We start from the raw sequence: 14406 nt of genomic DNA on the forward strand, positions 1-14406 counted from the left end.
GTGGCTTTGGTGGGAGTCGCTGCAGGACGCGGCGCACTGCTGGGCCCTGAAACTCTTCGCGCCTCATCCCTAACGCTGAAGTTGAGTCGGCCCCAACCTGGCGGCGCGAACGGAGGAGAAGGGAGATTGGAAAGATGTTACCTCAAAGGGAGAAGGTCAGGTTGGGGTCCGACCTCGAACGCTGGGTTAGGACCGGCGCGCGAATATTACCTCGTTGGGACGGCGCGGTGGGATTGGCGTTCAGTTGAATCGCCCGGGGGAGAAGGGCGCCGATTGATCCGAAGGGTACCGCAACGCTTGGTGATGTTAACCGGTTCGGTGACGCCAACTGAGGCCGGCGCGGAGAAGACCGCCTACCGTGGCTTTGCGGGGAGCCGCCTCATGACGCGGCGCACAACTGGGCCCATAGGTTCCTGCGCCCTTAAGGCCCTAACGCTGGAGTTGAGCTGCCCCAACCTAGCGGCGCGGAAGTGGGAGAACAGACGATGGAATGCGCTGAGCATAACATTGGTTTGCTACGGGTTGGGGTCTGCGCTCGAACGAAGGGTTAGGCGGTCGGCGCCTTGGGACAATTCGCTGAGTGTTCGGCGCTATGGTTTGTAAGTCAAACTTAGTGTTTTGCGTTTATCGAATAAATCATTAGCGCATATGGTTTTTCTCGCCATCCAGCATTAATCATGACGCTGGCTTCGGGTATTGTTGTTTCTGGACTTGGGATTGGGGATTCGAACCGAAGCATGGCATCGGCATGGATCAAATCCCCCTCGATCGATATCTCTCCTTGCGAACTTTTGAAAGTAGCTTTGAAATGAAATCCATTTGGACCCGGAGGAGAAATGGCAGAACCAGCGTTGAAGTAAAAAGAACATTCTTTTGAATAAAAGGAGTAATGGCGTTGAGATATTCCTGAAAGGTAAAAAATTGCATCTGCCTCGGTTTCAAAAAAATTTCTTTGAATTTTGGCAACGGAACCGTACTTCTGGATGAGATTCAATAGTGCCTCTGTTTTGATGAGGTAGCCAGCGCCTACCCAGGCGTCAGCTTTAGCCTGCAGCGCAGAAAGCAATAAGATTCCGCTGAATACTAAGGAGGATATCTTACGCATGATTTCTCCTTTGGGTGATTTTATGTTCCAAGTGTTTTCATCACGCTGGATTATTGCGTGCTTGGAGGCGCCTAACGCCGAAGTTGAGTCGGCCCCAACCTGGCGGCGCGAACGGAGGAGAAGGGAGATTGGAAAGATGTTACCTCAAAGAGAGAAAGTCAGGTTGGGGTCCGACCTCGAACGCTGGGTTAGGACCGGCGCGCCAATATTACCTCGTTGGGACGGCGCAGTGGGATGGGCGTTCAGTTGAAACGCTCGGAGGAGAAGGGCGCTGATCGCCCATCGGGCTGCGCTTTGCCCTGGTGATGTAGCTCTGGGGTTTTCGCCCACTGTGGTCGGCGCGGAGAAGCTCTCCTGGGCTGCCCCCGTAACGTGAACTCTTGAAACTGTTAGATACAGTTACTTGACATCGCCCTTAGGGTCCCCAGGGAAGGGGCGCTTTTGCGTGAGATGCCAGGCGAGTTTATCGTCCGTAGGGTCCGTGAAAACGCGCTCTCCATTGGGGTATTCCCAAAACACCCAACCGGAGGAATCAAGCCGGGCAGTCAGGATGGTTCCGTACGGGACCCTAACTGAGATGAAGTAGTCTCCCCGAAGGGAGAACGCCCTTGCTGATCTGGTCGCATCAAAGGTACTCCATAAGAAAAGGCCAACCCGGGCAAACCACTCGCCAGGGGAAACGTTTTTGTGATCGAGAAGCATGATGACCACAAGGGTTAGCGAGAACGCAAAACCGATTATGAAACTCCACTTCGCCCTGGTTGGGGGGAGAGGGAAAGCGTATTCGGCGAGGGTTGTAGAAGTGGCCATTATCTAGGGTCTCATTCGGTGGATGCCTAACGCCGAAGTTGAGTCGGCCCCAACCTGGCGGCGCGAACGGGGGAGAGGGAGGATTGGAAAGATGTTACCTCAAAGGGAGAAGGTCAGGTTGGGGTCCGACCTCGAACGCTGGGTTAGGACCGGCGCGCGAATATTACCTCGTTGGGACGGCGCGGTGGGATTGGCGTTCAGTTGAATCGCCCGGAGGAGAAGGGCGCCGATTGATCCGAAGGGTACCGCAACGCTTGGTGATGTTAACTGGTTCGGTGACGCTCACTGAGGCCGGCGCGGAGAAGCCCGCCTACCGTGGCCTTCGGAGGAGCCGTTGCAGGACGCGGCGCAACCCTGGGCCCCTGGGTTTCATCGCGCCCCATGCCCTAACGCCGAAGTTGAGTCGGCCCCAACCTGGCGGCGCGAACGGAGGAGAAGGTGGATTGGAAAGATGTTACCTCAAAGGGAGAAGGTCAGGTTGGGGTCCGACCTCGAACGCTGGGTTAGGACCGGCGCGCGAATATTACCTCGTTGGGACGGCGCGGTGGGATGGGCGTTCAGTTGAAACGCCCGAAGGAGAAGGGCGCCGATTGATCCGAAGGGTACCGTAACGCTTGGTGATGTTAACCGGTTCGGTGACGCTCACTGAGATTGGCGCGGAGAAGCCCTCCCACCCTGGCTTTGCGGGGAGCCGCCTCATGACGCGGCGCACAACTGGGCCCATGGGTTCCTGCGCCCCCAAGGCCCTAACGCCGAAGTTGAGTCGGCCCCAACCTGGCGGCGCGAACGGGGGAGAAGGAGGATTGGAATGATGTTACCTCAAAGGGAGAAGGTCAGGTTGGGGTCCGACCTCGAACGCTGGGTTAGGACCGGCGCGTGAATATTACCTCGTTGGGACGGCGCGGTGGGGTCTGCCTCGAGCGCGGGGTTAGGCTGGGCGGAAAGATTGGTCATTGCTTGAGGGTTTATGGAGCGGGATTGGTGATGTTTGAGTATTCAGACAATAGCGCTTTGATGCGTGCTTTGAGAAGGAGTGCATTATTTTTATCGATTTTGGTCAAGCGTTCAATTCCAATTGCTTGATAGACATCGATCATTCCATTTGCGTAATCTACCTGAAAGTGTTCTGCATCATTTGGAGCCGAAATTATTAGGGCCTCTTTGGAATTTGTAGTACCTGTCGGGACATAAATTACTTCAATGGCTGCTACTTTCCGCCACAAACTGAACCCCGTTCCGAAACGGGAAGACCACCCTTTTGCACGCCCATTGATCAGATTGAAATTTCGGATTCTCCAAAATTCATCTATCGAGATGCCCAGCGAATTTTCCATTTCGTGGTCAAGCCGCTCCCCAGGACTCGCCTTCCCTTCAGGACCAAACTGGGATGCAGGCGGTTTGCATGCGAGCATTAAGGCTAGGGTGAAAGTTGTCGCGGCAAATCTGTTCATGCTTCCTCTGGGGAGCCTAACGCCGAAGTTGAGTCGGCCCCAACCTGGCGGCGCGAACGGGGGAGAAGGGGGATTGGATAGATGCTACCTCAAAGGGAGAAGGTCAGGTTGGGGTCCGACCTCGAACGCTGGGTTAGGACCGGCGCGCCAATATTACCTCGTTGGGACGGCGCGGTGGGATGGGCGTTCAGTTGAATCGCCCGGGGGAGAAAGGCGCTGATCGCTCCGAAGGGTACCGCAACGCTTGGTGATTTTAACCGGTTCGGTGACGCCCACTGATGCCGGTGCGGAGAAGCCCGCATAACGTGGCTTTGCGGGGATCCGCCTCATGACGCGGCGCACACCTGGGCCCATGGGTTCCTGCGCCCCCAAGGCCCTAACGCCGAAGTTGAGTCGGCCCCAACCTGGCGGCGCGAACGGAGGAGAAGGAGGATTGGAAAGATGTTACCTCAAAGGGAGAAGGTCAGGTTGGGGTCCGACCTCGAACGCTGGGTTAGGACCGGCGCGTGAATATTACCTCGTTGGGACGGCGCGGTGGGATGGGCGTTCAGTTCAAGCGCTCGGAGGAGAAGGGAGCTGATTGCCCATCGGGCTGCGGCTTGCCCTGGTGATGTAGCTCTGGGCTTTTCGCCCACTGAGGCCGGCGCGGAGAAGCTCGCCTACCGTGGCTTTCGGGGGAGCCACCGCAGGACGCGGCGCACCGTTGGGCCCTGGGTTTCTTCGCGCCCTATGCCCTAACGCCGAAGTTGAGTCGGCCCCAACCTGGCGGCGCGAGCGGGGGAGAAGGAGGATTGGATAGATGCTACCTCAAAGGGAGGAGGTCAGGTTGGGGTCCGACCTCGAACGGTGGGTTAGGACCGGCGCGTGAATATTGCCTCGTTGGGACGGTATTCAAGGGGCGGGCCTCAAGGTTGAAAATTGCGGGTGGATTGGTTCGTTGAGATTTGATCCCTAGTCAAACAATCAAATGAAGTTTATAGGCGATAACAGCCCATGGTGCAATATTTGCAAACAAGATGAGCGCGATTGTCCATGCTGCAGCCTTTGTTGGCGCCCGTCGGTAAGCAAAGCGACCTAGGAGAGCAGCCACGACCAGGAGAGCCAATGTGCTTGGAATGGCAAACTCCCATTGAGCAGAATCGATACCGCCAAACCCAAGGGCGGCGTAACCAAGTTGGCCACTGATATAAAGGGCGAAGGATGCCGTTGAAATTGAAACAAACGCCAAGATCCAATTCCGGGTGGATGCTTTGGTTGGCCGATTGACCTTCATGACAACACCGGGAATACCTAACGCCGAAGTTGAGTCGGCCCCAACCTGGCGGCGCGAACGGGGGAGAAGGAGGATTGGATGGATGGTACCTCAAAGGGAGAAGGTCAGGTTGGGGTCCGACCTCGAACGCTGGGTTAGGACCGGCGCGTGAATATTACCTCGTTGGGACGGCGCGATGGGACTGGGGTTCAGTTGAAGCGCCCGGGGGGGAAGGGCGCTGATTGCCCATCGGGCTGCGGTTTGCCCTGGTGATGTAGCTCTAGGCTTTTCGTTCACTGAGGCCGGCGCGTAGAAGCCCGCCTACCGAGGCTTTCGGGGGATCCGCGGCAGGACGCGGCGCACTGCTGGGCCCTGGGGTTCTTCGCGCCTCATGCCCTAACGCCGAAGTTGAGTCGGCCCCAACCTGGCGGCGCGAACGGGGGAGAAGGAGGATTGGAAAGACGATACCACCAAGGGGAGAAGTGCAGGTTGGGGTCCGACCTCGAACGCTGGGTTAGGACCGGCGCGTGAATATTACCCCGTTGGGACGGCGTGGTGGGATTGGCGTTCAGTTGAATCGCCCGGGGGAGAAGGACGCCGATTGATCCGAAGGGTACCGCAACGTTTGGTGATGTTAACCGGTTCGGTGACGACCACTGAGGCCGGCGTGGAGAAGACCGCCTACCGTGGCTTTGCGGGGAGCCACCTCATGACGCGGCGCACACCTGGGCCAATGGGTTCCTGCGCCCCAAAGGCCCTAACGCCGAAGTTGAGTCGGCCCCAACCTGGCGGCGCGAACGGGGGAGAAGGAGGATTGGAAAGATGTTACCTCAAAGGGAGAAGGTCAGGTTGGGGTCCGACCTCGAACGCTGGGTTAGGACCGGCGCGCGAATATTCCCTCGCTGGGACGGCGCGGTGGGGTGACCGACCCAGCGGTGGCCGAAACTATTAGCAGAGTCGAAGAAATTGCATTACCAGGGCGAAGGACCTAGGCGCTGGCGTTGGGTCAGAGTTGAGCGGAGGGTGAGGGCTACCACCGTTTCCACCATGGTTTTGCCGGTGAGGGCTGCGGCAACTCTTGGGGTTGAGTGAGCCACTGTTTGGCCCATTCTATGGCGGAAGAACTGGCTACTGGTCGCCCTTCATCTGGGTCGACTAAAGTTCCACTGCTAATAGAACAGAGCACTGCGGCAGCTGTGATGGAAGATAGGAATTCGATAAGGTCAGCGTGGGTTACAAGGCGAACGCAGACTGGATCATTCATGCTGAGGGCAAAACCTTTGATTTCTTCTCTGGTTGGGGCGGAAAGAAACAGCTCAAATCCAGCAGCGTTGGCATCGAATGTGGCGGGAAGAAACCCCGAGTGAGTTTCAAATTGAAATTCAGTGCTGATTTCAGTTGGGAACCCTGAATGTGAGATGGCCTCCGCCCATTGTTTTGGTGAAGGCAAATTCAATCGCTCTAGGAAGACAGGAATCTCGACTGACATGGGGAGCCCTAACGCTGAAGTTGAGTCGGCCCCAACCTGGCGGCGCGGACGGGGGGGAAGGACGATTGGATAGATGCTACCTCAAAGGGAGAAGGTCAGGTTGGGGTCCGACCTCGAACGCTGGGTTAGGACCGGCGCGCGAATATTACCTCGTTGGGACGGCGCGGTGGGATGGGCGTTCAGTTGAAGCGCTCGGAGGAGAAGGGCGCTGATTGCCCATCGAGTTGCGGTTTGCCCTGGTGGTGTAGCTCTGGGCTTTTCGCCCACTGAGGCCGATGCGAAGAGGCCCGCATACCGCGGCTTTCGGGGGAGGCGCTGAAGGACGCGGCGCACTCCTGGGCCCTGGGTTTCATCGCGCCCCATGCCCTAACGCCGAAGTTGAGTCGGCCCCAACCTGGCGGCGCGAACGGGGGAGAAGGAGGATTGGATAGATGGTACCTCAAAGGGAGAAGGTCAGGTTGGGGTCCGACCTCGAACGCTGGGTTAGGACCGGCGCGCCAACATTACCTCGTTGAGACGGCACGGTGGGATGGGCGTTCAGTTGAAGCGCCCGGAGGAGAAGGGCGCTGATTGCCCATCGGGCTGCGGCTTGCCCTGGTGATGTAGATCTGGGCTTTTCGCCCACTGAGGCCGGCGCGGGGAAACCCGCCTACCGTGGCCTTCGGGGGAGCCGCTCCGCGACGACAATTACCCGTGTGCGGCGCACATTCCTAATTGACGTCGCGGAGAGCCGCAGAAGGACGCGGCGCGACGCTGGGCCCCGGGGTTCTTCGCGCCCCATGCCCTAACGCCGAAGTTGAGTCGGCCCCAACCTGGCGGCGCGAACGGAGGAGAAGGAAGATTGGAATGATGTTACCTCAAAGGGAGAAGGTCAGGTTGGGGTCCGACCTCGAACGCTGGGTTAGGACCGGCGCGCCAATATTACCTCGTTGGGACGGCGCCTTTGGATGGGAGATCAGTTGGGCGCACGTTTTGGACCGCGACGGTACCGTGTCGTTTCACCATTAAGTTCTAAAACCAAAGTGCCATCTTTCTCGATTTTGAAGTTGGTGCGTTGTTCTCGGGGATGAGAGGGTTGATCGCTAATGATGATGTTCTTTTCTATTTTGTAAGTAAGCTTGATGATGCTCCAGTGATGATTGGATTCGAAGGAATAGAACATTTCACCGTTGGGTGTGAATTCGATTTCAACTGGGTCTTGGGCTACGGACGGAATTGAATGCCAACAACCGTGGAGCTTGATATGAGAGTTCGGAGAAAGGGAATGCCCCATCACCACCGTGGTTGCGACAAGGGAACTCAGAAGTAAAAATTGACGAACGAAGTTAGAGGGAATAGGCATGGATCGCCTCACTGGGGTGGTGGCCTAACGCTGAAGTTGAGTCGGCCCCAACCTGGCGGCGCGAACGGAGGGGAAGGGGGATTGGAAAGATGTTACCTCAAAGGGAGAAGGTCAGGTTGGGGTCCGACCTCGAACGCTGGGTTAGGACCGGCGCGCCAATATTACCTCGATGGGACGGCGCGGTGGGATGGGCGTTCAGTTGAAACGGTTGGAGGGGAAGGGCGCTGATTGCCCATCGAGCTGCGGTTTGCCCTGGTGATGTAGCTCTGGGCTTTTAGATCACTGAGGCCGGCGCGGAGAAGCCCGCCTAACGGGGCCTTCTGGGGAGCCGCCTCTTGGCGCGGCGTGCCGAGGCAATGCCACTAACGGTGGAGTTTGTATTTCCTCTTGGCAATTTGAGTGACCTTCTTTGTAGTCAGGTTCAGACGGTAGACCCCTGCCCATTCATCGGTAATGACAAGAGAATCGCCCGCCATAGAGATTGCTTTGACGTAGACCATTTGGACATCAAATTCGAAATCGGGATCCACGTGATTTTGGAAAATCGTAACAGACCATAGAGGTTCGCCCGTGTGGCAATCAACGGCGACAATATAGCCACGCCGACCGTCATCAATCGGTGCTGTGAACCTTATGCCTTGGTTTTCTAGCGGTGGGACTGGCTTAGGGGAAGCTCGTTTGGCCTCAAGAGGGACTACCAAGGACAGGGCCAGGAGTGGAAGAAGGCGGCTGTTTGCCATTGTGGATGCCTAACGCAGAATTGATGCGGGCTTGGAGATGCCTAACGAATGAAGCTAACCGGCCGCGCCTGCACCGAGAAGATGAGCGGAGCCGGGATAGCGAGATGCTGAGAGAGAACGGAAGGCAATGCAGGCGGGGTCCGAGTTGAGCGGAGGGTTAGGCCATCACCGGAACGAGTCAAGAAATTCACCGCGTGCTAATGGTAAGTCAGTTGCGAGCTTGGCGAATTCAGAACTTGGAAAAGCATTGCAGATGAAAGTAGTGCGGAGGTTTTGAAGGCCACGAAGTGGAGTAAGGCTTTTATCTGAAGTGCGAAGGCTTGCAAGCCGAAGTGAATGTAAGGAGGTAAGCCCAGAAATGGGCGCAAGCGAATCGATTGAAAGAGACTTAGAAAAACCACCCTCAAGGCACAGTGTGTGAAGGTTGGATAGCTTGGCAAGCGGAGCCAAATCCTGGAATCCGGCGCAATCGAACAGGATGAGCGTTTGTAGCTGCCTCAACTTTTCAAGTCCTGAAATAGATTTTATGCGGGGGCTACCTGCAATAGATAAGGAATGAAGTAAGAGAAGCCCACCTAGGTTAGACAAGTCTGGCAATCGATAATCATGGATGACGAGAGTTCGGAGGTTAGAAAGCTTGGCAACTGTAGCCATCGATTTGGCATTCGCCCCGGAGAGCCATAGGAATTTCAGCTGATTGAACTCTAGAAGTCGATTGAAGTGGGCCGCATTCCCATAGACCGACACAGTTGTTACGTCTAAATCCGTACTCGAGAGATCGGACAGAATTTCTGTAGGCGCTTTGAGCTGAGAGCTTGGGATTTCCATTTTGAGTGTGGCCTAACGCCGAAGTTGAGTCGGCCCCAACCTGGCGGCGCGAACGCGGGAGAAGGAGGATTGGAAAGACGATACCACCAAGGGGAGAAGTGCAGGTTGGGGTCCGACCTCGAACGCTGGGTTAGGGCCGGCGCGTGAATATTACCTCGTTGGGGCGGCGCCCACTTTCCTTGGTTCTAGCACGATGTGGAACCATGGTTACCACCAGGGTGAAGAGTTTTTAGGTATCGGTATACCTTGATCATATTTGGCGTTGGTTCTACATCGAGGCTTGAAAAATTTGCGACCGCCCGCCCCAACATAGCAATTGCATCGTCTGCTTCGAATTCGATTTCATCTTCCTTAGGATCACTGGCATGTTTGAGCGCATTTCTAACGCCATTGATTTCCCTATTCACCGTGGCTAAGTCACGACCCCCTGTGAGTCCTTTGTCTAATTCAACTAGGTGATCAAAGATTGCGCCCTTGCCTGTACGCCTGACCAAGGAGCCGAGGATTTCTTCTGCGGCGCCTGCCAGCGTAACCACAGCCAAGTGGTCCCCACCCGCGAAGAATATTTCAGCAGCGACTTCGAATTGGCGTCTCGCGATTTCAAGCTTATGAATTCGAATGCTCAATTCAATGTCCTCTTACGCAGTGTTGATGCGGTGTGGGTATGGCCTAACGCCGAAGTTGAGTCGGCCCCAACCTGGCGGCGCGAACGGAGGAGAAGGTGGATTGGAAAGATGTTACCTCAAAGGGAGAAGGTCAGGTTGGGGTCCGACCTCGAACGCTGGGTTAGGACCGGCGCGCGAATATTACCTCGTTGGGACGGCGCGGTGGGATGGGCGTTCAGTTGAAACGCCCGAAGGAGAAGGGCGCCGATTGATCCGAAGGGTACCGTAACGCTTGGTGATGTTAACCGGTTCGGTGACGCTCACTGAGATTGGCGCGGAGAAGCCCTCCCACCCTGGCTTTGCGGGGAGCCGCCTCATGACGCGGCGCACAACTGGGCCCATGGGTTCCTGCGCCCCCAAGGCCCTAACGCCGAAGTTGAGTCGGCCCCAACCTGGCGGCGCGAACGGAGGAGAAGGAGGATTGGAAAGATGTTACCTCAAAGGGAGAAGGTCAGGTTGGGGTCCGACCTCGAACGCTGGGTTAGGACCGGCGCGTGAATATTACCTCGTTGGGACGGCGCGGTGGAATGGGCGTTCAGTTGAAACGCTCGGTGGTGTCGGCCGCAGACCGCCCAACTATTTCTTTAGTTCACTGCGTGGTCGGAAGTAGGAAATGGGGAGAAATCTGACAGTCAGCCAAGGGCCGAGGCATGGGGCAGTAGCCCTCATTACGTCGGTAGGGATACCGGGAAAGGACCAAGCTAGCCAATTGGAAATTGCCCAGACGATGCCGGATGGCAGGAAGATGAAGAATCCCTGCTTCACCGATGTGGATGGGCTCATCCGACTTGTGATAAGGCCGAGTATTGTTGGGAACGCTAAGGTCGTAAAAATTATGACGATTGCGCGGTACCAAACGGGTAGGTGCACAGTGGATGCCTAACGCCGAAGTTGAGTCGGCCCCAACCTGGCGGCGCGAACGGAGGAGAAGGAGGATTGGAAAGATGTTACCTCAAAGGGAGAAGGTCAGGTTGGGGTCCGACCTCGAACGCTGGGTTAGGACCGGCGCGTGAATATTACCTCGTTGGGACGGCGCGGTGGGATGGGCGTTCAGTTGAAGCGCCCGGGGGAGAAGGGCGCCGATTGATCCGAAGGGTACCGCAACGCTTGGTGATGTTAACCGGCTCGGTGACGCCCACTGAGGCCGGCGCGGAGAAGCCCGCCTACCGTGGTTTTGGTGGGAGCCGCTGCAGGACGCGGCGCACTGCTGGGCCCTGAAACTCTTCGCGCCTCATCCCTAACGCCGAAGTTGAGTCGGCCCCAACCTGGCGGCGCGAACGAGGGAGAAGGGAGATTGGAATGACGATACCACCAGAGGCGAGAGGCAGGTTGGGGTCCGACCTCGAACGCTAGGTTAGGAGCGGCGCGCCAATCAAGCCGCGCTGTGACGGCGCCTTTGGACCGGGCTGAACGACTGGACTGCAATTGGTCTGAAGAGCTGGCTCCTTACCGGCAGGTGCCGGGTCCCTTGGGTGATGATGATGAAGGTTCAGTAGCGCTCACTGGCGGATGCAAGGCTTGAACTCACCGACGGCGCGTCCACTGGGCTCGCTGGTCAGCGCGGAACAAGCTACCTAACGGCACAGCTGACCGGACTCAAAGTGGCGGCGCGGTCGGCGAGGAAGGTGGATGGGGTTCGAGGATAGAAGGTGGGATGAAGGCACTTTGAGGTCCAGGGTCGAGCGCGGGGTTATGCAGACGGACGTTGGATGGTGTGAACGAAGCATCGGCGCATTATGTAATAGAAGGAGAAAGTGATTCTGCAAACTTTCTCAATTTCGACGGCCAAATGAGGTAGTGGACATAGATTAAGGCTATAGAACCATTTGGGCCACTCCTGGTTGTCAATTCCACGACTGGAATCTCACCGATGCCAATAACTATGTGGGTGTCTTTAGGATTGCTTGAGCTTGGATTGACCTTCTGGATTTGCAAGGATTCCCAGAGGCTGGGCGGGATAGCCTTGAATAGACGGTATAGGCCTGCGCCGTAAGTGTTTCGGTGCAAACGGCCGCTGATAGTTTCATAGTCTTGGAGGAACGCCGCGTCCTTATTGCCGGGCATCTTGTCAATCAAGGCCGGATTGAATTTGGCTATTGGGTCATCAATGGGTGGAGGTACGCCCTTCTCGATATCCTGGGTTCGTTTTTCAAGCGCGTGAAGACTCACTTCAGGGGCCAGGTAGCCGAGGCTTGCGACCTCTTCAACTCCCAGCACCTGAATTTCCTCAGAGCTGAGGGTCACGTCGAGTTGCCCAGCGTGGTTGTGGAACCACCATGTATTTCCGTAGAAGTCTGAGAGATCACTAGGGGTGAGAATTTGGAGTTCGCGAAGGTCTTTGCCCAGGACGAGCCGTTTCAGATGTGGAAGCAGATCAGTCGGATCTTTGAGTGCTTGTGGAGGCAATACTGGGCGGATGGTTGGGAGGGCCTGAGATGAATTCGGTCGCCCGGCTTTTGATTCCTCTGCAGAGGCCGCAGAGACGCACGCAAGTATCAGGGTGAGACCACGTATCGTTGGGTTCATTGGATGCCTAATGGGGTTTGGACGGCATTGGAGAATGGTGCCTTGAGATGCCTAACGCCGAAGTTGAGTCGGCCCCAACCTGGCGGCGCGAACGGTGGAGAAGGAGGATTGGATTGATGCTACCTCAAAGGGAGAAGGTCAGGTTGGGGTCCGACCTCGAACGCTGGGTTAGGACCGGCGCGCCAATATTACCTCGTTGGGACGACGCGGTGGTTTGAGGGGTCTAGGCGGGTGTGCGGTGGATGATATTTGATTCGAGCGAAGAGCGATGGAACAAGGAGCGTATCGGTGCTGGTGCCCAGTACCAACAAAAGTAAACAAGCGCGATTGCTACGGGAAGGTTAAGGCCATAGAGAAGTAGGCGCCCAAACTGCTTTGCTGAGAATGCCGAGATGATCGGCAGGCCAATCCAAGTAATCAGGCCAAACCCCCAAGCGAGCCCAACCCCCCCCCAGCATTCCTCGCGGAGCGGGTTTGCCGGACTGCGGTAGTAAAGCCATGTGTAGTAGAAAACCCCGTAAAGGCAAAGCCAGCCCCACAGGGAAAGGAGGATGGCAATGAGTTTGCGGGCCATGGATTCCTAACGCCGAAGTTGAGTCGGCCCCAACCTGGCGGCGCGAACGGGGGAGAAGGAGGATTGGATAGATGGTACCTCAAAGGGAGAAGGTCAGGTTGGGGTCCGACCTCGAACGCTGGGTTAGGACCGGCGCGCCAACATTACCTCGTTGAGACGGCACGGTGGGATGGGCGTTCAGTTGAAGCGCCCGGAGGAGAAGGGCGCTGATTGCCCATCGGGCTGCGGCTTGCCCTGGTGATGTAGATCTGGGCTTTTCGCCCACTGAGGCCGGCGCGGGGAAACCCGCCTACCGTGGCCTTCGGGGGAGCCGCTCCGCGACGACAATTACCCGTGTGCGGCGCACATTCCTAATTGACGTCGCGGAGAGCCGCAGAAGGACGCGGCGCGACGCTGGGCCCCGGGGTTCTTCGCGCCCCATGCCCTAACGCCGAAGTTGAGTCGGCCCCAACCTGGCGGCGCGAACGGGGGAGAAGGAGGATTGGAAAGATGTTACCTCAAAGGGAGAAGGTCAGGTTGGGGTCCGACCTCGAACGCTGGGTTAGGACCGGCGCGCCAATATTACCTCGTTGGGACGGCGCGATTGGAATTCGCTACTTCCAAGATTTCAGCCAGATTGATTGGGATTCTGGCGCAACGAATCCATTCCTGTATTCAGGATTGTTCATAATTTTTCCAACAAGGGATTCGTAACGTTTGAACGGGAAATCCCTTGCCCTTTCGAAGTGGATTACGCCAAAGACCGTTCGAGCATCGTTTCGAAAAAACAGTTCCAGAGGGTGTTCCGAAAAGGGCTCACCGTTGATGTCCCTTCTGACAAAGTGCCACCTTGTCCCATCCTTCGCAAATCGGAGAGCCTGGTCGTACGTCCACAAAGAATCGTCGGAATACATCGCGGATGCCTAACGCCGAAGTTGAGTCGGCCCCAACCTGGCGGCGCGAACGGAGGAGAAGGAAGATTGGAATGATGTTACCTCAAAGGGAGAAGGTCAGGTTGGGGTCCGACCTCGAACGCTGGGTTAGGACCGGCGCGCCAATATTACCTCGTTGGGACGGCGCCTTTGGATGGGAGATCAGTTGGGCGCACGTTTTGGACCGCGACGGTACCGTGTCGTTTCACCATTAAGTTCTAAAACCAAAGTGCCATCTTTCTCGATTTTGAAGTTGGTGCGTTGTTCTCGGGGATGAGAGGGTTGATCGCTAATGATGATGTTCTTTTCTATTTTGTAAGTAAGCTTGATGATGCTCCAGTGATGATTGGATTCGAAGGAATAGAACATTTCACCGTTGGGTGTGAATTCGATTTCAACTGGGTCTTGGGCTACGGACGGAATTGAATGCCAACAACCGTGGAGCTTGATATGAGAGTTCGGAGAAAGGGAATGCCCCATCACCACCGTGGTTGCGACAAGGGAACTCAGAAGTAAAAATTGACGAACGAAGTTAGAGGGAATAGGCATGGATCGCCTCACTGGGGTGGTGGCCTAACGCTGAAGTTGAGTCGGCCCCAACCTGGCGGCGCGGACGGGGGGGAAGGACGATTGGATAGATGCTACCTCAAAGGGAGAAGGTCAGGTTGGGGTCCGACCTCGAACGCTGGGTTAGGACCGGCGCGCGAATATTA

At 56.6% G+C, this 14406-nt stretch carries 8 protein-coding genes; all 8 read right to left on the reverse strand.

Annotated elements, in window-relative coordinates:
- Positions 1–610 precede the first annotated feature (610 nt).
- Positions 611–1105 carry a hypothetical protein gene (locus tag ACZ5LB_RS17700; RefSeq protein ID WP_464603525.1) on the reverse strand — a complete coding sequence of 165 codons (495 nt, stop codon included), beginning with the start codon at positions 1103–1105 and terminating at the stop codon, positions 611–613.
- A gap of 1775 nt (positions 1106–2880) precedes the next feature.
- Positions 2881–3366: a hypothetical protein gene (locus tag ACZ5LB_RS17705; RefSeq protein ID WP_464603526.1), complete on the reverse strand. Its 486-nt coding sequence runs from the start codon at positions 3364–3366 to the stop codon at positions 2881–2883.
- A gap of 955 nt (positions 3367–4321) precedes the next feature.
- The gene (locus ACZ5LB_RS17710; protein WP_464603527.1) at positions 4322–4639 is read right to left on the reverse strand and encodes a hypothetical protein; all 318 of its coding nucleotides are present in this window, start codon (positions 4637–4639) and stop codon (positions 4322–4324) included.
- Between the two features lie 1009 nt (positions 4640–5648).
- Positions 5649–6107, reverse strand: coding sequence for a hypothetical protein (locus ACZ5LB_RS17715; RefSeq protein ID WP_464603528.1), 459 nt, complete (start codon positions 6105–6107; stop codon positions 5649–5651).
- Between the two features lie 955 nt (positions 6108–7062).
- Complete coding sequence (locus ACZ5LB_RS17720) at positions 7063–7449, reverse strand: hypothetical protein (protein WP_464603529.1); 387 nt, start codon at positions 7447–7449, stop codon at positions 7063–7065.
- Positions 7450–9202: 1753 nt separating this feature from the next.
- Entirely contained in the window at positions 9203–9643 is a 441-nt protein-coding gene (locus ACZ5LB_RS17725) for a hypothetical protein (protein WP_464603530.1), read from the reverse strand.
- 1773 nt (positions 9644–11416) lie between these two features.
- Positions 11417–12208, reverse strand: a complete 792-nt coding sequence (locus ACZ5LB_RS17730) for a hypothetical protein (protein ID WP_464603531.1) — start codon at positions 12206–12208, stop codon at positions 11417–11419.
- A gap of 1647 nt (positions 12209–13855) precedes the next feature.
- The gene (locus ACZ5LB_RS17735; RefSeq protein WP_464603529.1) at positions 13856–14242 is read right to left on the reverse strand and encodes a hypothetical protein; all 387 of its coding nucleotides are present in this window, start codon (positions 14240–14242) and stop codon (positions 13856–13858) included.
- Positions 14243–14406 lie beyond the last annotated feature (164 nt).

It is taken from the genome of Mesoterricola sp. MK458 (assembly GCF_055384935.1).

Excerpts from the sequence above, each read along its gene's own strand:
- ACZ5LB_RS17700 (WP_464603525.1), bottom strand. The coding sequence starts at position 1,105 with ATGCGTAAGATATCCTCCTTAGTATTCAGCGGAATCTTATTGCTTTCT.
- ACZ5LB_RS17705 (WP_464603526.1), bottom strand. The coding sequence starts at position 3,366 with ATGAACAGATTTGCCGCGACAACTTTCACCCTAGCCTTAATGCTCGCA.
- ACZ5LB_RS17710 (WP_464603527.1), bottom strand. The coding sequence starts at position 4,639 with ATGAAGGTCAATCGGCCAACCAAAGCATCCACCCGGAATTGGATCTTG.
- ACZ5LB_RS17715 (WP_464603528.1), bottom strand. The coding sequence starts at position 6,107 with ATGTCAGTCGAGATTCCTGTCTTCCTAGAGCGATTGAATTTGCCTTCA.
- ACZ5LB_RS17720 (WP_464603529.1), bottom strand. The coding sequence starts at position 7,449 with ATGCCTATTCCCTCTAACTTCGTTCGTCAATTTTTACTTCTGAGTTCC.
- ACZ5LB_RS17730 (WP_464603531.1), bottom strand. The coding sequence starts at position 12,208 with ATGAACCCAACGATACGTGGTCTCACCCTGATACTTGCGTGCGTCTCT.
- ACZ5LB_RS17735 (WP_464603529.1), bottom strand. The coding sequence starts at position 14,242 with ATGCCTATTCCCTCTAACTTCGTTCGTCAATTTTTACTTCTGAGTTCC.